Below are 20,796 nucleotides of genomic sequence, written 5' to 3' on the forward strand. Positions count from 1 at the left end.
TGGGGGAAGGGTGTGCGGTGCGAGGGGTTTGCTCGTGTTTGCCTGCTCGGGTGCGCTTCAGGCTAGCCCTTACCGGTCGGATACGCCCTGGTGGGGAGTCCGGACGGACTGGCTCCGCCGGGTGGGCGGGGCACCGGTACGCTGCGGTACGCCGCTCAGGAACCGTCAGAAAGGCAGCTCCATCCGTGACTGCGATCTTCCAGGGCCGTACCCGCCGGACCGCGCTGGTGACCGCGACCTGCGCACTGGCCGTCACGGGAGCGATGCTGCTCGCGGCGTGCGGCGGCGACGGCGATCCGGACGCGGGGACGAACGGGGTGGGCAAGCTGCCCGCCGGGAAGATCCAGTCGCGGACCCGGGCGGCGGCGGAAGCGGCACCGGCGGTACGGCTGTCCGGGACCGTGGTCACCAGCGGCCGCACGTACCGGCTGGACATGCAGCTGAAGGCCGGCGGCGGCAGCGGGTCGGTGACCTCGCAGGGGGTCACCTTCAAGCTGTTGCGGGTCGGACGGCAGCTGTACCTCAAGGCCGACGCGGACTTCTGGAACCACGCCGACGGCAGCGACGGCGCCACGGGCAAGCTGGACGGCAAGTACGTGAAGGTGCCGCAAGGGGATCCCGCGTACAAGAAGTTCAGCGGTTTCACGGACAAGGCGGTCCTCCTCGACGGTCTGCTGACGCTGCACGGCACGCTGGCGACGGACGGCCACCACGATCAGTCGGGTACCCGCACGATCCGCATCACCGGCGACAAGGGCTCCGGCGGCACCCTGGACGTCTCCCTGGAGGGCGAGCCGTATCCGCTGCGCCTGGTGCGCGCCGGCGACGCGGGCACCCTCGGTTTCTCGGACTGGGGGAAGGACTTCACCGTGACGGCGCCGGCCGGCTCCGCGACCGTGGACTACGGCAAGCAGCTGCCGACGTCATGACGGACGCCCGGGCGGCTCCGGTGACCGGCACCCGGCCATCGCGCCGGCCGGTCCCGGCGTTCGCCTCCGGCGGGCCCGGCGCCGCGCTCCTCGGCGGGGTGGGTCATCTCCTGCGGCGCCGGGCCAGCAGTCTGGGCAGGCCCGCCGGGACCGGCTCGCGGGTCGTCGCCGGGGACGCCACCGGCCGCTCCGCCAGGCTGCCGGAGGGCAACGGCTCGACGGCGCCGGTCGGCACCAGGCGGAGTACCCGGCACTCCCGGGCCCAGCGGGCCGGCATCTCCTCGCCGTCCGGGGCGTTCAGCCGCTTGCCCTTCAGCTCGGCGACGGCCGTCTCCCACTGCGCCGACCCGGAGGCCGGCTCGGACACGGTCGCCCGGAACGTCACCAGCCGGCCGCCCTTGTCCTTGCTGCGCACGGTCACCTCGGCGGCGCCGCCGTCCACGAGCGCCGGCAGCGGCTGCTCACCGGGCCCGTCGCCGACCAGGCACACGGCGCCCTCGTGCCACACGTGCCACAGGGCACGCGCCTCGGAGGCACCGGCGCCCCTGACCCAGATGAGGCCGGACTTCTTGACGGCCTCCTCGATGAGGGCCCGGTCGAGCAGCTCGCTTGTCATGTGCCCAGCCTATCGAGGCCGGCTCACAGCCAGCCGTTGCGCTTCAGTGTGCGGTGGATGCTCAGACACAGGACCACCGTGACCCCCATGATCACCGGGTAGCCGTACTTCCAGTGCAGCTCGGGCATGTTGTCGAAGTTCATGCCGTACACCCCGCACACCATCGTCGGCACGGCGATGATGGCCGCCCAGGCGGTGATCTTGCGCATGTCCTCGTTCTGCGCGACGGACGCCTGTGCCAGGTTCGCCTGGAGAATGGAGTTGAGCAGTTCGTCGAAGCCCATGACCTGCTCCTGGACCCGGGCGAGGTGGTCGGCCACGTCCCGGAAGTACTTCTGGATGTCCGGGTCGATCAGCCGCATCGGCCGCTCGCTCAGCAGCTGCATGGGCCGCAGCAGCGGAGCGACCGCCCTCTTGAACTCCAGCACCTCACGCTTGAGCTGGTAGATCCGCGCCGAGTCCACACCACGCGAGACGCCACCCTTGCGGCCCGGCGAGAACACCTCGGTCTCCACCTCGTCGATGTCGTCCTGCACCGCGTCGGCGACCGCGATGTAGCCGTCCACCACATGGTCGGCGATGGCGTGCAGGACCGCCGAGGGGCCCTTGGCGAGCAGCTCGGGGTCGTCCTGCAGGCGGTGCCGCAGCGCACGCAGCGAGCCCTGGCCGCCGTGCCGCACGGTGATGAAGAAGTCCCGGCCGGTGAAGCACATGACCTCACCGGTCTCCACGACCTCGCTGTTGGCGGTGAGCCGGTCGTGCTCCACGTAGTGGATGGTCTTGAAGACGGTGAACAGCGAATCGTCGTAGCGCTCCAGCTTCGGCCGCTGGTGCGCCTGCACCGCGTCCTCGACGGCCAGCGGGTGCAGCCCGAACTCGCTCGCGATTCCGGCGAATTCCGCCTCGGTCGGCTCGTGCAGGCCGATCCAGACGAAACCGCCGTCGCGGCGCACCAGCCGCATCGCCTCGTGCGGGGTCAGCGGCTTCCCGTGCTCCACGCGGGCCCCGTCGCGGTAGACCGCGCAGTCGACGACGGCCGAGGGCGTCGCCGGGTCGCGCGTGGTGTCGTACGAGGCGCCGGTGTCCTTGCGCAGCGAGACGCGGGACGACGGGCGGACCACGGCGCGCAGGTCGCGGATCATCGACATGGGCAGGCTCCTTCGCGGGCGGGCAGCGAAAGCGCGCGGCAACGGGTGGAACTACCCGGAATGGGGACGTCCTGACTGCGGATGTTTGGTACGTCCACAAAGCGGGGAGCACCGCATCGTCGCGGTGGCGACTTCGCTACTGATGCAGAACTGATGGAGATCAGGCAGATCAGGCAGAGCGAGACGAAGTGCTCTTCCGAACGACGAAGCGAACGTGAGGGCGGCAGCCAGCCGGAAACGACATCAGCAGCCGGAAGAGCGAGTGGTACTACCAGGTCGACTTCGATCCATGACAGCCCCACCTCCTCCGGCCGGTCCCTCGTAAGGGAGTGTCGTCGGCGCCGGGACTCGATAGCGACGCTTCTGCGTGCTGCCCCGAACCACCGGCTCAGAGTACCAGCCGCCCTTACTGTCAAGGCGCCGCTTTGCCCGCAGCTGACGAGTTCTATGCTCACCGCATGGTTGATGTTCTTCCTCTGGTCGAGGCTCGGTTGAACACCGCGCTGGGCGAACCGGACGCGCGCGCCGCGGTCACCTTCCTCGGCACGGACCGCATCGAGGTGCTCCGCTTCCGGCAGGAGGACGTCGTCCGGTACGCCACCCTCGGCATGTCCGGCCACCCCATGGCGGACCCCACGGCGGTGCTCGCCGACCCGGTCGCGGGGCCGCGCGCCGAGCTGGTCCTGTCCGTCCGCGCGGGCGTCGCCGACACCGACAAGGTGCTCCGCCCGCTCGCCGTCCTCGCCGCGTCGCCCCAGGTGGAGGGTCTGGTGGTGACGCCCGGCGCCTCGCTGGACGTCGGTGGGCCGCTGTGGCCCGGCGCCCCCTTCACCTCGGTCCTGGTGGGCGAGCCCGGCGGGCTGGTGGAGGATCTCGAGCTGGACGCCCCGCTGGACCCCGTGCGGTTCCTGCCGCTGCTGCCCATGACCCCGAACGAGGCCGCCTGGAAACGGGTGCACGGCGCCCAGGCCCTCCAGGAGCGCTGGCTGGCGAACGGGACGGACCTGCGGGATCCCACCCGCGGCTCCGTCCCGCTCGACTGAACCGGCGGTCACCGGCGAAGCCGAAGTGACCGATCTCACCAACACCCGGCCAGCAAGGGTCAGTTGGCGAAGACCGTGATTCCGTCCTCGGCGGCGTGCGCCGTCCGGAGCTCCTCGGCCTCGCGGGTGAGCGCCCCGCGCCGTACGGCCACCACCACCGCGCCCAGCACGGCGGTGACCGCCGCGACCACGAACGGGATGTGGGTGTCGGTCCACTCCTCGATCTTCGGCGCGAAGTACGGCGCCGCGGCGGCGGCGAACCAGCGGACGAAGTTGTACCCCGCGCTCGCCACCGGGCGTGGTGCGTCCGAGACGCCGAGGGCCAGCTCGGTGTACACGGTGTTGTTCACGCCGATGAAGGCGCCGGACAGGATCGTGCAGACGACGGCCGCGGTGTGGTCGCCGTAGCCGAGCACGAGGACGTCCACGGCCAGCAGCACCAGTGAGCCGCCGAGCACCTTCAGCGAGCCGAACCGCGCCTGCAGGCGCGGGGCCACGATCACCGAGAAGACGGCGAGCAGCAGACCCCAGGCGAAGAACACCGCGCCCGAGCGGTACGGCGTCATGTTCAGCACGAACGGGGTGAACGCCAGCACGGTGAAGAACGTGTAGTTGTAGAAGAACGCCGAGGCCGCGGCCGAGGCCAGACCACCGTGGCCGAGCGCCCTGAGCGGGTCCAGGATCGAGGTCTTCCGCGCGGGCCTGGGCTGTTCCTTGAGGAACGCCGTGATGCAGAGGAAGCCGACCGCCATCAGGGTGGCCGTGCCGAAGAAGGGGTAGCGCCAGCTCTCGTTGCCGAGGATCGCGCCGAGCAGCGGGCCGCAGGCCATGCCGAGGCCGAGCGCGGACTCGTACAGCAGGATCGCCGCCGCGCTGCCGCCGGCCGCGGCGCCGACGATCACGGCGAGGGCGGTGGAGACGAACAGCGCGTTGCCCAGACCCCAGCCGGCCCGGAACCCGACCAGCTCAGCGACCGAGCCGGACGTGCCGGCCAGGCCCGCGAAGACGACCACCAGGGCGAGGCCGAGCAGCAGGGTCTTGCGGCCGCCGATGCGGCTGGAGGCGAAGCCGGTCAGCAGCATGGCGACCGCGGTGATCAGGAAGTACGAGGTGAAGAGCAGGGACACCTGGCCGGCGGTGGCGTGCAGGCCCTGCGCGATGGACGGCAGGATCGGGTCGACGAGGCCGATGCCCATGAAGGCGACGACGCAGGCGCCGGCCGTGGCCCAGACCGCCTTGGGCTGTCGCAGGATGCCGCCGGCTCCCGCGTCGAGGGGGTCCATGTGCTTCTCCCATCCCGGCAAAGTAGTTGGTTTATACATACAGTAAGTTAGCTCAGCTAATTAATGCAAACTGCATCTAGTTTCGGCTGGTCAGGTGTTCCCCCCGGACGGGTGATCGTCCTTGACGTGGCGCGGCAGGGGTAGGACCGTGGAGCCCTATGAGGGGCGAACCCAGTTGCCCGAGGTGCGGTGGCCGGGTCAGGGCTCCCGGTCTCTTCGCCGATACGTGGCAGTGCGACGTGCACGGGACGGTGTATCCGCTGCAGCCCGTGATCCCGCCCAGCGTCGAGGCGCTCGGCGTGGTCGTGCAGCGCACGCAGGTGCCCGTGTGGATGCCGTGGCCGCTGCCGGTGGGGTGGCTGTTCACGGGCGTGGCCTACGCGGGCGACGACCGGAGCGGCGGCCGCGCGACCGCCGTCGCCTGTTCGGGACCCGGTCCGCTCGGCGGCCCGGGCGAGCTGATCCTGATCGCCGAGGAACTCGGTGTCGGACTCGGCGCGCGGTACGCGGGCATCGACGGCCCGGACCCGGGGTCGTACATGAACGTCGAGAAGCCGCCGCAGGCCAAGGTCCTGGCCGCCGGCCGCCCGACCCCGCTCTGGCACGTCTACCGCGTCCCCGACGACCGCGCCGTCTTCGCCGGCGAGGCGCTCGGGATGTGGCTGTGGGCGGTGATGTGGCCCGAGCAGGCCGGTCTGCTCATGTACGACGAACTGGTGCTGACGGACCTGCGGGACGCGGGCGCGGAACTGGACCTGGTCCCCTGCGGGGCACTGTCCCCACGGCTGCTCCGGCCTTAGCGGCAGCGGGTGCCGGTGCGGCGTGGCTGCGGGTGCGGTTGCCGGTGCGGCCGTGGTTGCGGGTGCTGCCGCCACGCCCGCTCCGGCCGTGCCGTGGTGCCTGCGGGGCGAGGGGTGCCGTCCGGGCCGGGGTCGGGGGTGGCCGTCCAGGCGCCGCCGCGCATCGCGGGCGTCGGGGCTCTGGTCCACGGGGGGAGCGTGGGCGTGCCCGTAGGGGGCGCTCGCCGGTTGCGGGTGTGACAGGACGGGCCGGAAACCCGGCTATCCTTAGGTGTCCCCTTCCGTAGCGCCCCTGTCTGGAGTCACCGTGCGCATCGATCTGCACTGTCACTCCACGGCCTCCGACGGCACGGACACCCCCGCCGAGCTGGTGCGCAACGCCGCCGCTGCCGGACTGGACGTCGTCGCGCTGACCGACCACGACACCACCCGCGGCTACGCCGAGGCCGTCGCCGCGCTGCCGGCGGGGCTCACCCTGGTCACCGGCGCCGAGCTGTCGTGCCGCTTCGACGGCGTCTCCATGCACATGCTGGCCTACCTCTTCGACCCCGCGGAGCCCGCCCTGCTCGCCGAGCGCGAGCTGGTCCGGGACGACCGGGTGCCGCGGGCGCAGGCCATGGTCGCCAAGCTGAACGCGCTGGGTGTGCCGGTCACCTGGGAGCAGGTCGAGCGGATCGCCGCCGGCGGCTCCGTGGGGCGCCCGCACGTCGCCTCCGCGCTGGTGGAGCTGGGCGTCGTACCGACGGTGGGCGACGCGTTCACGGAGGAGTGGCTGGCCGACGGCGGGCGCGCCTACGTGGAGAAGCACGAGACCGACCCGTTCGAGGCGATCCGGCTGGTCAAGGGCGCGGGCGGAGTGACCGTCTTCGCGCACCCGGCAGCGGCCAAGCGCGGCCGCACGGTCCCCGAGTCCGCGATCGCCGAGATGGCCGCGGCGGGTCTCGACGGCATCGAGGTCGACCACATGGACCACGACCCGGACGCCCGGGCCCGGCTGCGCGGCCTGGCGAAGGAGCTGGGGCTGCTGGTCACGGGGTCCTCGGACTACCACGGCAGCCGCAAGACCGTGGAACTGGGCGCGTACACGACCGACCCCGAGGTGTACGGCGAGATCACGCGGCGGTCGACCGGCGCGTTCCCCGTTCCGGGGGCCGGTGGAGTCTGAGGGCCGGACCCCGGCGTCCTCCGGCTGACCGGCTCACCCCGCTCCTTCCCCCACCCTTCCTTCCGCACGTCCGCCGTGCGCCCGTGCCCGCTCCGCCGGGCGGCCGGCGCCGGCGGTGGCTCCGTCCTGCAAGGCTCACATGTTCGACATCGCCGTCTTCGGCTCTCTGTTCCTGACCCTCTTCGTCATCATGGATCCCCCGGGGATCACCCCGATCTTCCTCGCCCTGACCGCCGGACGTCCGGCCAAGGTGCAGAAGCGGATGGCCTTCCAGGCCGTCTGCGTGGCGGGCGGGGTCATCGCCGTCTTCGGTGTCCTGGGTCATCAGATCCTGGACTACCTGCACGTCTCCGTTCCGGCGCTGATGATCGCGGGCGGACTGCTGCTCCTGCTGATCGCGCTGGACCTGCTCACCGGCAAGACCGACGAGCCGCAGCAGACCAAGGACGTGAACGTGGCCCTCGTGCCGCTGGGCATGCCGCTGCTGGCGGGGCCCGGCGCCATCGTCTCCGTGATCCTGGCCGTGCAGAAGGCGGGAAGTGTCGCCACGCAGGTCTCGGTGTGGTCCGCGATCCTCGCGATCCACGTCGTGCTGTGGCTGGTGATGCGCTACTCGCTGCTGATCATCCGGGTCATCAAGGACGGCGGTGTCGTCCTGGTGACGCGGCTCGCGGGCATGATGCTCTCCGCGATCGCCGTGCAGCAGATCATCAACGGGGTCACTCAGGTGATCCGGGGGAGCTGAGCACGTCGTCTCGGCTCCCCCGGAAAGCTTGAGTGCCGAATCCCGCTACGAGGCCGGGGTCTCGGCCGGGCGGATCCACAGGCGCTGTCCGATGGCGGCGGCCTGCTGAACGATCCGATTGACGGAGGCGGCGTCCACGACAGTGCTGTCCACGGTGGTGCCGTCGACCTCGTCGAGACGCATGATTTCGAAGCGCATGGGCTTCTCCCTTCGTCTGGTCATCCTCCTGCGGAGAACTACTGGTGGTGCACCGGATGTGTATCCCGTGTCGTACGTAGTCAACGCGCTGCATGTTACGAACATTCCCTACGCTAAAGAAATTTTTCGAACGGCTAATTACTGACCGGTAAGCGGCGTCTGCCGGACTGACCGGGAGCGGTTGTGTTCGCACTGTGACCAACGGGACAATGGAGCCGATGAACGACGACCTGGCCCACCTCGGCGCCCACATCGACCGTACGAACGAGCTGCTGGAACGCATGCTCGCCGAGGTGGCGAAGACGCCCTCGACCCACGCGATCTTCGTGGACGCGGGCTACCTCTACGCAGCCGCGGGCCGGCTGGTCGCCGGTACCGAGGACCGCCGGGCCTTCGATCTCGACGCCGAGGGTCTGATCGACGCGCTCATCGACAAGGCCCGCTCGATCTTCGCGGACAGCCGGCTGCTGCGCGTCTACTGGTACGACGGCGCCCGCCGCCGCATCCACACCGCCGAGCAGCAGTCCATCGCGGAACTCCCCGACGTCAAGGTCCGCCTCGGCAACCTCAACGCCAACAACCAGCAGAAGGGCGTCGACTCCCTCATCCGCTCCGACCTGGAGTCCCTCGCCCGGCACCGCGCGATCAGCGACGCGGCCCTGCTCGGCGGTGACGAGGACCTGGTCTCGGCGGTCGAGGCGGCCCAGGGGTACGGCGCCCGCGTCCACCTCTGGGGCATCGAGGCCCCCGAGGGCCGCAACCAGGCCGAGCCGCTGCTGTGGGAGGTCGACAGCCAGCGCACCTTCGACCTGGAGTTCTTCAAGCCCTACGTCAGCCGGCGCACGGCCGCCGCCTACGAGGCCACCGCCGGCACCCGCCCCGGCCGCGACGACGTCCGCTTCGTCGGCGCCCAGATCGCGGCGAAGTGGCTGGCCTCCCGGGGCCGCGACGCACTGGTCGAACTGCTCCCCGGCCACCCCTACCTGCCCGGTTCCGTCGACCAGGACCTGCTGGTCGAGGCCGAGGGCCTGCTCCAGTACTCGCTGCGCGGCCAGGCCGACCTGCGCCGCGCCCTCAGGGACGGCTTCTGGGACCACCTGCAGGCGCAGTACTAGGAGAGAAGGGCTGCCCGCGAGAGCGGTCCCGAGGGGAACGGGCGGCTCGCGGGTCCGGCGCCACGGAGGAAGCGGCGGCGCGCGGGTCCGGCGCCTTGGAGGACGCGGCGGCTCGCGGGTCCTGCGGTGGTGTGGACGGGCGGGTCGCGGGCGCGGTGCCGGGGCGGAGAGGGCGGGCGCGGGCGCGGTGCCGAGGTGGGGCGGGATGCCGTGCCGAGATGGCGGGGGCGGGTCGCGGGCGCGGTGCGGGGTGTGCCCGGTGGCCCCGGCCGGTTACGTCGTTGCCGCGCCGTCGTCCCAGAACTCGGCGAGCGCGCGGGCCGTGGCGAGCGGGCGGTCGGTGTTGGGGGAGTGCTCGGCACCGTCGACGACCGTACGCCGTGCCCGCAGCCGGAGTGCCATGTCGTCGAGCAGGGGCAGCGGCCAGGTGTCGTCCAGGGACCCCGACAGGACGTGGAACGGCAGTGGTACGGCGGCCAGTTCGGTGATCCGGTCCGGTTCCGTGCACAACTGGCGTCCGGTGGCCAGGAGCTGGGCGGGCTTGGTGCGCAGCCAGCGGCGTCGCAGATCGTCCCGGGGGTCGAGGCCGCCGTCGAGCGAGGGCGTATCCGTCTCCTCGGGCGTCTCCATCGCCTGGATCGCGTCCCACACGTCGGCCATGCTCATCACGGCGAGCGCGTCCCGCAGCAACTTCACCCGCTCCCGCTGGGACGCCGAGATCTGCGCCGGGCCGGAGGACATCAGGGTGAGCGACCGGAAGGGCGCGTGGTCGATCAGCACCGCCGCTCGCGAGATCTGGCCGCCGAGTGAGTGCCCCAGCAGATGCACCGGCTCTCCCACCGCCTCCGCCTGCGCGAGCACGTCCAGCGCCAACTCCTCCTGTGCGTAGGCGGATTCGTCGTCCTGGGGGCCGTCCGACTCGTACTGTCCCCGCCCGTCCACGGCCACGGTCCGGTATCCGCGCGCCGCGAGCGGCAGGTGCAGCGGGTTGAAGTCCTCCTTGCTCCCGGTGAACCCGGGCAGCAGCAGCGCCACGCCCCTGGGCTCGACACCGGCGGCCACGGGAGCGTCGACGACGGCGAACGCACCCCGCGCCGTACGCAAGGAGTACGCACGGGTGCCGGGAGGCGGGGCGAAGGTGGCGGGCCTGCTCATGGGGAAGAGGTTATCGGGGGCGGCGGGAGGGGGCCGCGTGAGACCGACGAGAGAGCCGGCGCCGGGTGTGGGGGTGGGACGCCGGGCGTGGGCGTGGGGGCGTTGGGGGGACGGGTCGGGAGAGGGGGCCGGTACGTGGGTGGGACGTCCGCCGCAGGTGTGCGGGCGTGCTGGTGCGGCGCAGGGTGTGGGGTGCGCGAGTGCGCGAAACACCGGTGGTCCGGGTGTGCGGGAAGTGGACCGTGAAATGCCGGTGGTCCGGGTGTGCGGGAAGTGGACCGCGAAATGCCGGTGGTCCGGGTGTGCGGGAAGTGGACCGCGAAATGCCGGTGGTCCGGGTGTGCGGGAAGTGGACCGCGAAACGCCGGTGGCCCGGTTCACGGGAAGTGAACCGGGCCACCGGCGTGTGAGGGTGCCGCCCCTGCGGGGCCGCGGGATCAGGCCTCGGGGGCCTCCACGGCCGCCGCGGTCTTCCGCGTACGGCGACGGGGCTGGACCTCCGGCTCCTCGGTGGCCTGCGCCGGAATCTCCGGAGCGGCCGCCTCGGCGACGGCCTTTCGCGTCCGCCGCGCCTTCGGAGCGGTGGGCTCGGCTCCGTCGACCGCTTCCACCGCGGCTGCGGTGGCCTTGCGGGTGCGGCGGGGCTTGGCCGCGGGAGCGGCTTCGGCCTGGGGTGCGTCGGCTTCCGGGGTGGCCGCGGCCGTCTTGCGGGTGCGGCGGGGCTTGGCCTCGGTGGCCTCGGCGGTGTCCACCGCGGTCTCGGCGGCCGCGGCGGTCTTCCGTGTCCGCCGCGCCTTCGGAGCGGTGGGCTCGGCTCCGTCGACCGCTTCCACCGCGGCTGCGGTGGCCGTGGTGGCCTTGCGGGTGCGGCGGGGCTTGGCCTCGGTGGCCTCCGCGGTGTCCACCGCGGCCTCGGCGGCCGCGGCGGTCTTGCGTGTGCGGCGGGGCTTGGCCTCGGTCGCTTCGGCGGTGTCCACCGCGGCTGCGGCGGTCTTGCGGGTGCGGCGGGGCTTGGTCACCGGGGTGGTGTCCTCCGCGAGCGTGGCCGGGGCCTCGATCGCGGGGGTCTCGATGACCGGGGCCTCGGTCGCCGTGGCGGGCTCCGCTGCCTTGCGGGTGCGGCGGCGCGGCTTGGCCTCGGTGGCCTCCGCCGTGTCCACCGTGTCCACAGCGGCCGGAGCTGCGGCGGGCGCCGGCTCGGTCACCGGGACGTCGGCCACCGCGATCTCCGCGGCCGCGTCCGTGGCCGGGCGCTCCGCGGACTTGCGGGTACGGCGGCGACGCGGCTTCTCCGAGGCCTCCGGCGCTGCCGGGCCCTCGACCGCGTCCACCGTCTCGACGGCAGCCTCGGCGGCCTCGGCGGTCACGGGCGACGCGGCGGCCGGCACGACCTCCGCCGGGGCTCCGCCGCGCATACGGCGACGGCGGCGCGGGGTACGCGTTGCCTGCGACTCCTCGGTGCCGGACTCGACCGCCGGTGCCGGCGTCGTCGTAGCGGCGGTGGCGGTGACGGCGGCGGCGTCGTCGAGCGGGGCGCCGTTGCGTGTGCGGCGACGACGGCGCGGCGTGTGGGCCGCGCGCTCGCCGTCACCGGACTCGGCACGGCCGGCGCGGTCACCGCGGTTCGAGCGGTCGCCCCGGTTCGAGCGGTCACCTCGGTCGGAGCGGTCGCCCCGGTCGGTACGGCCGCCTCGACCGCGCGCACCGCGGCCACCGGTCTCGCCCAGGTCCTCCAGCTCCTCCGCGTCCAGACCGGCACGGGTCCGCTCCGAGCGCGGCAGCGTGCCCTTGGTGCCCGCGGGGATACCGAGGTCCGAGAACAGGTGCGGGGAGCTCGAGTACGTCTCCACCGGGTCGTTGAAGTCCAGCTCCAGCGCCTTGTTGATCAGCTGCCAGCGCGGGATGTCGTCCCAGTCGACGAACGTGATCGCCGTACCCTTGGCGCCCGCGCGGCCGGTACGGCCGACCCGGTGCAGGTACGTCTTCTCGTCCTCGGGGGACTGGTAGTTGATGACGTGGGTCACGCCCTCGACGTCGATGCCGCGCGCGGCGACGTCGGTGCAGACGAGGACGTCGACCTTGCCGTTGCGGAAGGCGCGCAGCGCCTGCTCGCGGGCGCCCTGGCCGAGGTCGCCGTGGACCGCGCCGGAGGCGAAGCCGCGACGCTCGAGCTGCTCGGCGATGTCGGCGGCCGTGCGCTTGGTCCGGCAGAAGATCATCGCCAGTCCGCGGCCCTCGGCCTGCAGGATGCGGGAGACCATCTCCGGCTTGTCCATGTTGTGCGCGCGGTAGACGAACTGCTTGATGTTCGCGACCGTGACGCCCTCGTCGTCCGGCGCGGTGGCGCGGATGTGCGTGGGCCGGGACATGTAGCGGCGGGCGAGGCCGATGACCGCGCCCGGCATGGTGGCCGAGAACAGCATGGTCTGCCGCTTGGCCGGCAGCATGTTGATGATCTTCTCGACGTCGGGCAGGAAGCCCAGGTCGAGCATCTCGTCGGCCTCGTCGAGGACCAGGCACTTGACGTGCTTCAGGTCCAGCTTCTTCTGGCCCGCGAGGTCCAGCAGCCGGCCCGGGGTGCCGACGACCACGTCGACGCCCTTCTTCAGGGCCTCGACCTGGGGCTCGTAGGCCCGGCCGCCGTAGATCGCCAGCACGCGCACGTTGCGGGCCTTGCCGGCCGTCAGCAGGTCGTTGGTGACCTGCGTGCACAGCTCGCGCGTGGGCACGACGACGAGCGCCTGCGGGGCGTCGGTGAGAGCCTCCGGGGCGGCGCGTCCGGCCTCGACGTCGGCGGGGACGGTGACGCGCTCCAGGAGCGGGAGACCGAAGCCCAGCGTCTTGCCGGTGCCGGTCTTGGCCTGGCCGATGACGTCCGTGCCGGAAAGGGCGACGGGGAGCGTCATCTCCTGGATGGGGAAGGGGTTGATGATGCCGACGGCTTCCAGGGCCTCGGCCGTCTCGGGAAGGATTCCGAGATCTCGAAACGTCGTAGTCAGGGTTATGCCTCTTCTGTGTGGCGCGGTGCGAGGCGAGCGCGGGGGTCTTTGACAGACCGTGCCGGGGACGTCGGCTGCCATACGGGCGAACCACTCGGGCCGGCCGTAAAGCACGGGACCTCTGCCGACGCTCTAGCGCTCGTACCGCTGAGGGTGTCCCTCCGGTCGTCGTACGGAATGAATCGCACGATCGGGAGGGCTGTCGGGTCGGAGCCGATCGGGCCACCGACCGGGCATCCTCATGCGTGCGCCCCGTCGAAACACGTCGAACACCGTCGACGCACTCAGCAGGCGCATTACCACCATACCCCGGAATCGCGCACATGTGATGGCCGAATCGGTCACGTAGTCGTGGTCACAGTGGTTGACCAGGGGCTTCCGAGGGGCGGCGAGCGGGCTATTGTGCGCCTCATGACTAGCTCTGACAAGCCTGAGAACGCGTCCGCCGCTCCCGCCGAACCGACCGGTGTCGCCGCCCAGGACTGGGCGCGGGCGTCCGCCGAACCGCAGTACCGCGCCGCGGTCGTGGATTTGCTCGGAGCGCTCGCGTACGGAGAGCTGGCCGCGTTCGAGCGCCTGGCGGAGGACGCCAAGCTGGCGCCCACCCTCGGGGACAAGGCCGAGCTGGCGAAGATGGCCTCGGCGGAGTTCCACCACTTCGAACGGCTGCGGGACCGGCTGACCGAGATCGGCGAGGAGCCGACGGCCGCCATGGACCCCTTCGTCGCCGCGCTGGACGGCTTCCACCGGCAGACGGCGCCCTCCGACTGGCTGGAGGGCCTGGTCAAGGCGTACGTCGGCGACTCGATCGCGAGCGACTTCTACCGGGAGGTGGCCGCACGTCTGGACGCCGACACCCGTGAACTGGTGCTCGCCGTGCTCGACGACACGGGGCACGCCGAATTCGCGGTGGAGAAGGTGCGGGCGGCGATCGACGCCGACCCGCGCGTGGGCGGCCGGCTGGCGCTGTGGGCACGGCGGCTGATGGGCGAGGCGCTGTCGCAGTCCCAGCGGGTCGTGGCCGACCGGGACGCGCTGTCCACGATGCTCGTGGGCGGGGTCGCCGACGGGTTCGACCTCGCGGAGGTCGGCAGGATGTTCTCGCGGATCACGGAGGCGCACACCAAGCGGATGGCTGCGCTGGGCCTGGCCGCGTAGCGGTCCGCCGGGGTCCGGGGGCGCGCGCCGGGGCGGCTGGCGCGGAGTGCCGAGTGCGGGGCGTCGTGCGGGCGCGTGGTGCTTGCCCGCGCAGTCCCCGCGCCGCTTCGGTGCGCAGTTCCCCCTGCACCGGTTCGCAGTCCCCGCGCCGCTTCGGTGCGCAGCCCCCCCCGTGCCGCTCCGGTTCGCAGTCCCCGCGCGCCTTCGGTGCGCAGGCCCCGCGCCCCCTTCGGTGCGTTCTCCGCGCCCCTTCGGGCGGCTGGGCCGGCGACGTCTTCAGGACGACTTTCCCCGCGCCCTCTCCGGCCGGTGTTCTCCGCGGCCCGTCAGGGGGTGCGTCTACGCCGTCGCTGATCGGCGGAGGCGGCGGCGGGCGGGGCGCAGGAGCAGGGAGAGGGAGGCCGTGGAGACGATCGCGGCGCCCAGGATGCTCGGCAGGGCACTGCCCGGGCCCAGGGCGCTGTGGGTGACGAAGTCGCCGAACAGGGCTCCGGCGAGGCCCGTGGAGTACACCAGCGGGCGGGCCGGCAACCGGTCCGGCAGACGGTGGGCCGCAGCCCACGCCAGCACGAGACCGAGCACAGCGGCGCCGAGTACTTCCAGGATCATCGCGAGGTCCCTCCCACGGCTGGTCTTCCGGCCTTGTCGGTCGTAGCCCGTCATACCCGTGACCTGCGGATTGCAATCATCCGCTGTGGAGGAGTTGTGCTCCGTCCGTGCCTGGTCCGCACGCGGAAGGGCCCGGCGGCACGCGGCCGCCGGGCCCTTCTGACGACTTCGGCCTACAGCGTGCCGAAACCCACCTTGCGCACGGTCGGCTCGCCGATCTCCACGTACGCCAGGCGTTCCGTCGGCACCAGGACCTTGCGGCCCTTCTCGTCCTGGAGGCTCAGCAGCTGCGTCTTGCCGGACAGTGCATCGGACACCAGACGCTCGACCTCCTCGACGCTCTGACCGCTCTCCAGAACGATCTCGCGGGGCGCGTGCTGCACGCCGATCTTGACCTCCACGGCTATGTCCCTCCGACGGTCAGTGATGTGCGCGATCTTCCGCGCCGTACGCAGCACACATTAGCCCGGCGAGGGGACGCGCACGCCGTGGGCCGGAACGCCGTCAGCGAACAGCGCCCGGCAACGCACGGCCGTCAGTGGTGTTCGATGCCGTGCAACGGGAAACCGGCGATGCCCCGCCATGCCAGCGAGGCCAGCAGCTGCACCGCCTGATCACGCGGGACGCTGCGGTCGCTGTGCAGCCAGGAGCGGGCCACGACCTGGGCCAGGCCGCCGAGGCCCGAGGCGAGCAGCATCGACTCCGCGCGGGAGAGGCCCGTGTCCTCGGCGATGACGTCGCAGATCGCCTCGGCGCACTCGGTGGTGACCTTGTCGACGCGCTCGCGCACCGCCGGCTCGTTCGTCAGGTCCGACTCGAAGACCAGCCGGAAGGCGCCGCCGTCGTCCTCGACGTACGCGAAGTAGGCGTCCATCGTCGCCCGCACGCGCTGCTTGTTGTCGGTCGTCGAGGCGAGCGCGCTGCGCACCGACTGGATCAGTGCCTCGCAGTGCTGGTCCAGCAGGGCGAGGTAGAGGTCGAGCTTGCCGGGAAAGTGCTGGTAGAGCACCGGCTTGCTGACCCCGGCCCGCTCGGCGATGTCGTCCATCGCCGCCGCGTGGTAGCCCTGAGCGACGAAGACCTCCTGGGCGGCTCCCAGCAGCTGGTTCCGTCGGGCTCGGCGTGGCAGGCGCGTGCCACGCGGGCGTGCTGCCTCTGTCTGCTCGATGGCTGTCACGCCGCCTCCCAATGTCGTCCACGTGCGGTGTCGACCGCGGGGCCATCGTACTTTTCGGTAACCGTGCTGTGCGCGGTGCGAGCGCAGAATTTCACGTACCGGACGGCCGCGAAAGCCGCGGAGCGGTCCCCTCGGTCCCGGCCGCGGCCGGGACCGAGCCGCGAGGTCAGAGGTAGTCGTCGTCGTCCACCGAGACGACACGTGCCTGTTCGACCAGGTCGGCGATGTTCGCGCGGGCCGGGTCCAGCTCCGTCAGGGGGTCGTCCTTGACGGGTGCGATCTCGGTGTGCTGCTCGGCGGCGTCCGCCTCGGGGGCCTCGACGTCGATCTCCTGGACCGCGTCGTCGGCCTCCAGGTCCTCGACCACGTCGGGGTCCTCGACCGCGTCGGGGTCGATGGGGTCATAGGCCATGGTGGGGCTCCCTTCCTACGAACGTCCCTGAAGCAGCAGGGGCCACACGCGGGTGCCCTCTGCACGAGCCTAGGAGACGGCTGATCCGGACGCCATGCCATTCGCCCGTCCGCTGTCCGGTTCACCAGTCGCCCGCGGTTCACACGCCGTCCGGCCCACTTGGCGCATTCGATCCGCACCTCGCCGGTGCGCGCGATCGCTCCACGCGCCGCCGGGTACGCGCGTTCGCCCCCACACGCCGCCGGGTGTCCGTCCTCACGCCGCGCGGGTGGGCGTGCGTGTCCGTCCTCGCGTCGCGAGGGTGGGCGCGTGTGTCTGTGGCATATGGAACGCCTGTGACGGCGAACACACGAATCCGGACGTGATCACCTCGTAACATTGGCCGCATGTCTTCGACCGAATCACCGTCCGTCTCGGCCGCCAGTGTGCTTCCCAGGGTGGCGCCCGTCCGGGTCGGTGAGGGCGAGCGGCTGCGGTCCGTCGGCCTGCCGGGAGCCACCCTGTCGATCCGTTCCCGGCCTCCCGCGCGCGAGGGCCTGCCGGCCGCGCTGTACGTCCACGGGCTCGGCGGTTCCTCGCAGAACTGGTCGCTGCTGATGGCCGAACTGGACGGTGTGGTCGACGGCGAGGCCGTCGACCTGCCCGGCTTCGGCGACTCCCCGCCACCGGACGACGGCGACTACTCCATCACCGGGCACGCGCGCGCGGTGATCCGCTTCCTCGACGCGTCCGACCGCGGCCCGGTCCACCTCTTCGGCAACTCGCTCGGCGGCGCGGTCGCCACGCGCGTGGCCGCCGTACGTCCCGACCTCGTCCGCACGCTCACACTCGTCTCGCCCGCACTGCCCGAACTGCGCATCCAGCGCACGGCGGTGCCGACGGGCCTGCTCGGTGTGCCCGGTGTCGCCGCCCTGTTCAACCGGTTCACCCAGGGGTGGACGGCCGAGCAGCGGGTGCGCGGGGTCACGGCGCTCTGCTACGGCGATCCCGGGCGGGTGTCGCCGGAGGCGTTCGAGCACGCCGTCGAGGAGCTGGAACGGCGGCAGCAGCTGCCGTACTTCTGGGACGCGATGACGCGTTCCGCGCGCGGGATCGTCAACGCCTACACACTCGGCGGCCAGCACGGGCTGTGGCGCCAGGCGGAACGCGTCCTCGCGCCGACCCTGCTGATCTACGGCGGCCGCGACCAGCTGGTCGGCTTCCGCATGGCCCGCAAGGCCGCCCGCGCCTTCCGCGACTCCCGGCTGCTGACCCTGCCGGACGCCGGACACGTGGCGATGATGGAGTACCCGGACGTGGTCGCCGGAGCGGTCAGGGAACTCCTCGCCGAGGGGGGCGGTTCGAGTGGGCGGGCCGGGGCCGGACGTGCGCCGGGCGGCTACGCGGGCCCGGGCCCGCGCGGCGCCGCCGCGGACGCCACTGCCACGGGCGCGGGGAGCTGAGGGGCGGGTGGGACGTCACAGCCGTCGCGGACCGGCTCCCAGGGACGACTCCGCGGACATAGCCGCACGGCAGGCCCGGCAGCGGGGCGCGAGCTCCGGCGACCGCCGGGACGCACCGGGCCAGGAGGGTGCGCGGCCGACCGCGCCGCCGCACCCGGAGGACGCCAGCCGGGATGCTCCGAGAGGTCCGCGGAGTCCGGGTGTCTCCGGTGTTCCGGCCGCTCCGGGCACGTCGCGAGGGGCGTACCCGGGTGTGCCGAGGCTTCCGGACGGCACGCCCGCTCGTGGCGTGCCGCGTTTCCCGGACGGCACGCCCGCGCACGGTGTGCAGCGTTTCCCGGACGGCACACCCGCGCACGGTCTGCCCCGTCTTCCCGACGGCGGTGCCGCCCGTGGTGGGCACCCCGAGCAGCGGGAAGCGGGCGGTGGCTGGGGGGCGTTCGGCGGGCCGGCCGGCGGTGGTGCGGGGACCGGTGTGACGCTGCCCCGGCAGCGGCAGGCGGGACCGGACGGTGGCCCCGGGCAGCGCCCCGGCCCCCGGCAGGAGTATCTGGAGGCCTTCGGGGGCGCGGGCGGCGGGCACGAGAAGGCCGAGAGCGCCGATGAGACCGAGGGCAGCGGGAACGCCCCGGACGGCGAGGGCGCGGGAGTCTTCGCACCCCGTTCGGGGCAGGGTCGCCGTACCGGTCAGGCGCCGGACTCCGACCGGCAGGACGCCGCTCTCGCCGCGGACGGCGCCGGCATCCCCGCGCAGCGCGGAGTCGGCAAGGGGCGGGCCTTCGCCGGAATCGCGGCGGCGGCCGTCACCACCGTGCTCGCCGTGATCGTCGCCGGGCAGGTGGCCGACGGCCGGGAGGGCGACGCCGTGCAGGCGCAGTCCGACCCCGACGGCGGTCGGGCCGATGCGCGCGCACCCGGAGAGGCACCCTCCGGCTCGCCGAGCGCGGTGGCGCTGACGTACGAGCAGAAGATGGGCAAGAGGTATCCGCTCGGCGCCGAGTTGAAGGGCTCCGGGAAGTTCGACGCCGTGCCCGGTTTCGACAAGGCCCCGGGGCAGGGACAGAAGTACCGGTACCGGGTGGACGTCGAGCAGGGGCTGCGGCTGGACGGCGCGCTGTTCGCCGAGGCCGTGCAGAAGACCCTGAACGACGACCGCAGCTGGAGCCACGCCGGCGCCCGCACCTTCGAGCGCATCTCCTCCGGCAAGCCCGACTTCGTGATCACGCTGGCCAGCCCGGGGACCACCGCCGAGTGGTGCGCCAAGTCCGGCCTGGACACCACGGAGGACAACGTCTCCTGCGACTCGGCCGCCACCGCGCGCGTGATGATCAACGCCTACCGATGGGCTCAGGGCAGCAGGACCTACGGGGACAAGATCCATTCGTACCGGCAGATGCTCATCAACCACGAGGTCGGTCACCGGCTCGGGCACGGCCACGTGTCGTGCCAGAAGGACGGTGAGCTCGCCCCGGTCATGCAGCAGCAGACCAAGTTCCTCGACCACGACGGAATCCACTGCCTGCCCAACCCGTGGCCCTATCCCCGGAGTTGACGGGCGCAGCTCATGTCACATTGACGCGAGTTCGTTCATATTTCTGCGCATGTGGTCCCGTCATACCGCCTCCGACAGCGCCGCCATCGAGATGGCGCTCATCGGCGTGACCGCGATCTGCGTGGCCGACATCCACTGTCGCTGACGCCGCCTTCCCGGCGTACGCGTTGCGACCTTCTTCCCTTTTCGTCCGTGGTCCTGCCATGGATGCTTCGACGACCCGACGCCGGGGCCGACGTCTGTCCGCAGCCGTCTCACTGCTCGTCCGCATGTCTCACTTTTCGAGAAACCCTCGATCAGTTCCCGAGAGGTCGTCATTCCGATGCGTCAATCGTCCGCCACAGCGCGCCGCGTGGCAGCGGCATCCGTCAGCCTGGTCCTGGCAGCGGGCGCAGCCGCCTGCGGTCCGAAGGACAACGACGCCCAAGGGGTCCGGCGGCGACTCCACACCCCGTAAGGGCGGCACGCTCAGGGTGCTGAACTCCGAGCCGCAGACCGATTTCGACCCGGCGCGCCTCTACACCTCCGGCGGAGGGAACGTCCCCTCGCACCGCACGCGCGCGTGCCGTCGAGGTGCTGGAGAGGGTGGGAATCGCGGACGCCGAACGGCGCTCCCGGTCCCGCCCGCACGAGTTCAGCGGCGGCATGCGCCAGCGCGCCTTCATCGCCATGGCCCTCGCCCGCGAACCGGAACTGCTGATCGCCGACGAGCCGACCACGGCCCTGGACGTCACCGTCCAGGCCCAGATCCTCGACGCGACGAGCCCGTCTCCGCGCTCGACGTCACCACGCAGGCCCGCGTCGTCGCCCTGCTCGGCGAACTCCAGCGGGAACTCGGCCTCGCGCTGGTCTTCATCGCCCACGACCTCGCCGTCGTCCGCCAGGTCAGCGACCGGGTCGCGGCGATGCGCCGGGGCCGGCTCGTGGAGCACGGGCCGGCCGACGAGGTGTACGACAGCCCGCGCGAGGCGTACACCAGGCAACTCCTGGCCGCCGTGCCGGCGCTCGACCCGGAGTCGGCGGCGCGGCGGCGCGCGGCCCGGAGTGAACCCGCCGTGGCGTGACGTTGCGCGGCCGGATGACCACTGTCTGAACTCTTAGCGCGACGGAACGCCGTCCGCACGCGAAAGTTACGACCGTTCACCCCTTTTGGTGGGGGGGGTGGGGAACCGGCCGCGCCCCCCCCCCCAGTACGCCGGAAGTAGGGCCCCGGCGGGGCCCCGCGGCAAACGGGGGGAGCCCCAACGGAG

At 72.2% G+C, this 20,796-nt stretch carries 20 protein-coding genes and 3 pseudogenes; 13 read left to right on the forward strand and 10 right to left on the reverse strand.

Annotated elements, in window-relative coordinates; genetic code table 11:
* Positions 1–185: 185 nt before the first annotated feature.
* Complete coding sequence (locus ABVB68_RS17895; RefSeq protein ID WP_353602040.1) at positions 186–929, forward strand: hypothetical protein; 744 nt, start codon at positions 186–188, stop codon at positions 927–929.
* Between the two features lie 103 nt (positions 930–1,032).
* On the opposite strand, the gene ABVB68_RS17900 is transcribed toward ABVB68_RS17895, so the two are convergent.
* Both ABVB68_RS17900 and ABVB68_RS17905 read right to left on the reverse strand, forming a co-directional pair.
* Positions 1,033–1,545 (reverse strand): hypothetical protein, encoded by a 513-nt coding sequence (locus tag ABVB68_RS17900; RefSeq protein WP_353602041.1) that lies wholly within the window; start codon positions 1,543–1,545, stop codon positions 1,033–1,035.
* Positions 1,546–1,568: 23 nt separating this feature from the next.
* Entirely contained in the window at positions 1,569–2,693 is a 1,125-nt protein-coding gene (locus ABVB68_RS17905; RefSeq protein WP_353602042.1) for a magnesium and cobalt transport protein CorA, read from the reverse strand.
* A 458-nt stretch (positions 2,694–3,151) separates the two neighbouring features.
* Here ABVB68_RS17905 and ABVB68_RS17910 point away from each other — a divergent pair, with 458 nt between their 5' ends.
* On the forward strand, positions 3,152–3,736 hold the full coding sequence (locus ABVB68_RS17910) for a suppressor of fused domain protein (RefSeq protein WP_353602043.1): 585 nt from the start codon (positions 3,152–3,154) through the stop codon (positions 3,734–3,736).
* Positions 3,737–3,795: 59 nt separating this feature from the next.
* On the opposite strand, the gene ABVB68_RS17915 is transcribed toward ABVB68_RS17910, so the two are convergent.
* Entirely contained in the window at positions 3,796–5,019 is a 1,224-nt protein-coding gene (locus ABVB68_RS17915; protein WP_353602044.1) for an MFS transporter, read from the reverse strand.
* Between the two features lie 158 nt (positions 5,020–5,177).
* Between ABVB68_RS17915 and ABVB68_RS17920 the strand changes: the two genes are divergently transcribed.
* The 3 genes from ABVB68_RS17920 to ABVB68_RS17930 all read left to right on the forward strand — a co-directional run bounded on the left by ABVB68_RS17920 (position 5,178) and on the right by ABVB68_RS17930 (position 7,729).
* On the forward strand, positions 5,178–5,819 hold the full coding sequence (locus tag ABVB68_RS17920) for a DUF6758 family protein (protein ID WP_353602045.1): 642 nt from the start codon (positions 5,178–5,180) through the stop codon (positions 5,817–5,819).
* Positions 5,820–6,126: 307 nt separating this feature from the next.
* On the forward strand, positions 6,127–6,984 hold the full coding sequence (locus ABVB68_RS17925; RefSeq protein WP_353602046.1) for a PHP domain-containing protein: 858 nt from the start codon (positions 6,127–6,129) through the stop codon (positions 6,982–6,984).
* A gap of 139 nt (positions 6,985–7,123) precedes the next feature.
* Entirely contained in the window at positions 7,124–7,729 is a 606-nt protein-coding gene (locus ABVB68_RS17930; protein WP_353602047.1) for a MarC family protein, read from the forward strand.
* Positions 7,730–7,774: 45 nt separating this feature from the next.
* Here ABVB68_RS17930 and ABVB68_RS17935 read toward each other — a convergent pair whose 3' ends face one another.
* Positions 7,775–7,927: a DUF8834 family protein gene (locus tag ABVB68_RS17935; RefSeq protein WP_330337947.1), complete on the reverse strand. Its 153-nt coding sequence runs from the start codon at positions 7,925–7,927 to the stop codon at positions 7,775–7,777.
* Between the two features lie 209 nt (positions 7,928–8,136).
* Between ABVB68_RS17935 and ABVB68_RS17940 the strand changes: the two genes are divergently transcribed.
* Positions 8,137–9,042 (forward strand): NYN domain-containing protein, encoded by a 906-nt coding sequence (locus tag ABVB68_RS17940; protein WP_353602099.1) that lies wholly within the window; start codon positions 8,137–8,139, stop codon positions 9,040–9,042.
* Positions 9,043–9,315: 273 nt separating this feature from the next.
* On the opposite strand, the gene ABVB68_RS17945 is transcribed toward ABVB68_RS17940, so the two are convergent.
* Positions 9,316–10,197, reverse strand: coding sequence for an alpha/beta fold hydrolase (locus ABVB68_RS17945; RefSeq protein ID WP_353602048.1), 882 nt, complete (start codon positions 10,195–10,197; stop codon positions 9,316–9,318).
* A 437-nt stretch (positions 10,198–10,634) separates the two neighbouring features.
* Positions 10,635–13,103, reverse strand: coding sequence for a DEAD/DEAH box helicase (locus tag ABVB68_RS17950; protein ID WP_353602049.1), 2,469 nt, complete (start codon positions 13,101–13,103; stop codon positions 10,635–10,637).
* Positions 13,104–13,607: 504 nt separating this feature from the next.
* On the opposite strand from ABVB68_RS17950, the gene ABVB68_RS17955 reads away from it, so the two are divergent.
* Entirely contained in the window at positions 13,608–14,354 is a 747-nt protein-coding gene (locus tag ABVB68_RS17955) for a ferritin-like fold-containing protein (RefSeq protein ID WP_353602050.1), read from the forward strand.
* 339 nt (positions 14,355–14,693) lie between these two features.
* On the opposite strand, the gene ABVB68_RS17960 is transcribed toward ABVB68_RS17955, so the two are convergent.
* The 4 genes from ABVB68_RS17960 to ABVB68_RS17975 all read right to left on the reverse strand — a co-directional run bounded on the left by ABVB68_RS17960 (position 14,694) and on the right by ABVB68_RS17975 (position 16,552).
* Entirely contained in the window at positions 14,694–14,963 is a 270-nt protein-coding gene (locus ABVB68_RS17960) for a hypothetical protein (RefSeq protein ID WP_353602051.1), read from the reverse strand.
* A gap of 173 nt (positions 14,964–15,136) precedes the next feature.
* Complete coding sequence (locus ABVB68_RS17965) at positions 15,137–15,364, reverse strand: DUF3107 domain-containing protein (protein ID WP_353602052.1); 228 nt, start codon at positions 15,362–15,364, stop codon at positions 15,137–15,139.
* Between the two features lie 134 nt (positions 15,365–15,498).
* Positions 15,499–16,140, reverse strand: a complete 642-nt coding sequence (locus ABVB68_RS17970) for a TetR/AcrR family transcriptional regulator (RefSeq protein ID WP_353602053.1) — start codon at positions 16,138–16,140, stop codon at positions 15,499–15,501.
* Between the two features lie 166 nt (positions 16,141–16,306).
* Positions 16,307–16,552 (reverse strand): hypothetical protein, encoded by a 246-nt coding sequence (locus ABVB68_RS17975; RefSeq protein ID WP_353602054.1) that lies wholly within the window; start codon positions 16,550–16,552, stop codon positions 16,307–16,309.
* A gap of 386 nt (positions 16,553–16,938) precedes the next feature.
* Here ABVB68_RS17975 and ABVB68_RS17980 point away from each other — a divergent pair, with 386 nt between their 5' ends.
* From ABVB68_RS17980 to ABVB68_RS36950, 6 genes and pseudogenes are all read left to right on the forward strand, one after another.
* A complete protein-coding gene (locus ABVB68_RS17980) occupies positions 16,939–17,994 on the forward strand; it encodes an alpha/beta fold hydrolase (protein ID WP_353602055.1) in 1,056 nt (351 codons plus the stop codon).
* 7 nt (positions 17,995–18,001) lie between these two features.
* Positions 18,002–19,546, forward strand: a complete 1,545-nt coding sequence (locus tag ABVB68_RS17985) for a DUF3152 domain-containing protein (protein WP_353602056.1) — start codon at positions 18,002–18,004, stop codon at positions 19,544–19,546.
* A 49-nt stretch (positions 19,547–19,595) separates the two neighbouring features.
* Positions 19,596–19,691, forward strand: a complete 96-nt coding sequence (locus ABVB68_RS17990) for an Ms4533A family Cys-rich leader peptide (protein ID WP_353602057.1) — start codon at positions 19,596–19,598, stop codon at positions 19,689–19,691.
* Positions 19,692–19,868: 177 nt separating this feature from the next.
* A pseudogene (locus ABVB68_RS17995) lies at positions 19,869–20,151 on the forward strand (ABC transporter substrate-binding protein); the annotation flags it as partial.
* Positions 20,132–20,206 (forward strand): annotated as a pseudogene (locus ABVB68_RS36945) (hypothetical protein); the annotation flags it as partial. The pseudogenes ABVB68_RS17995 and ABVB68_RS36945, both read left to right, overlap by 20 nt.
* Before the next feature lie 86 nt (positions 20,207–20,292).
* Positions 20,293–20,610, forward strand: a pseudogene (locus ABVB68_RS36950) (ABC transporter ATP-binding protein); the annotation flags it as partial.
* Positions 20,611–20,796: the final 186 nt, after the last annotated feature.

It is taken from the genome of Streptomyces sp. NPDC096012 (assembly GCF_040426375.1).
GTDB lineage: Bacteria > Actinomycetota > Actinomycetes > Streptomycetales > Streptomycetaceae > Streptomyces.

Coding starts and splice junctions, on each gene's coding strand:
- ABVB68_RS17900 (WP_353602041.1), bottom strand. CDS start 1,545: ATGACAAGCGAGCTGCTCGACCGGGCCCTCATCGAGGAGGCCGTCAAG.
- ABVB68_RS17905 (WP_353602042.1), bottom strand. CDS start 2,693: ATGTCGATGATCCGCGACCTGCGCGCCGTGGTCCGCCCGTCGTCCCGC.
- ABVB68_RS17910 (WP_353602043.1), top strand. CDS start 3,152: ATGGTTGATGTTCTTCCTCTGGTCGAGGCTCGGTTGAACACCGCGCTG.
- ABVB68_RS17915 (WP_353602044.1), bottom strand. CDS start 5,019: ATGGACCCCCTCGACGCGGGAGCCGGCGGCATCCTGCGACAGCCCAAG.
- ABVB68_RS17920 (WP_353602045.1), top strand. CDS start 5,178: ATGAGGGGCGAACCCAGTTGCCCGAGGTGCGGTGGCCGGGTCAGGGCT.
- ABVB68_RS17930 (WP_353602047.1), top strand. CDS start 7,124: ATGTTCGACATCGCCGTCTTCGGCTCTCTGTTCCTGACCCTCTTCGTC.
- ABVB68_RS17935 (WP_330337947.1), bottom strand. CDS start 7,927: ATGCGCTTCGAAATCATGCGTCTCGACGAGGTCGACGGCACCACCGTG.
- ABVB68_RS17940 (WP_353602099.1), top strand. CDS start 8,137: ATGGAGCCGATGAACGACGACCTGGCCCACCTCGGCGCCCACATCGAC.
- ABVB68_RS17945 (WP_353602048.1), bottom strand. CDS start 10,197: ATGAGCAGGCCCGCCACCTTCGCCCCGCCTCCCGGCACCCGTGCGTAC.
- ABVB68_RS17950 (WP_353602049.1), bottom strand. CDS start 13,103: ATGACGCTCCCCGTCGCCCTTTCCGGCACGGACGTCATCGGCCAGGCC.
- ABVB68_RS17955 (WP_353602050.1), top strand. CDS start 13,608: ATGACTAGCTCTGACAAGCCTGAGAACGCGTCCGCCGCTCCCGCCGAA.
- ABVB68_RS17960 (WP_353602051.1), bottom strand. CDS start 14,963: ATGATCCTGGAAGTACTCGGCGCCGCTGTGCTCGGTCTCGTGCTGGCG.
- ABVB68_RS17975 (WP_353602054.1), bottom strand. CDS start 16,552: ATGGCCTATGACCCCATCGACCCCGACGCGGTCGAGGACCCCGACGTG.
- ABVB68_RS17980 (WP_353602055.1), top strand. CDS start 16,939: ATGTCTTCGACCGAATCACCGTCCGTCTCGGCCGCCAGTGTGCTTCCC.
- ABVB68_RS17990 (WP_353602057.1), top strand. CDS start 19,596: ATGTGGTCCCGTCATACCGCCTCCGACAGCGCCGCCATCGAGATGGCG.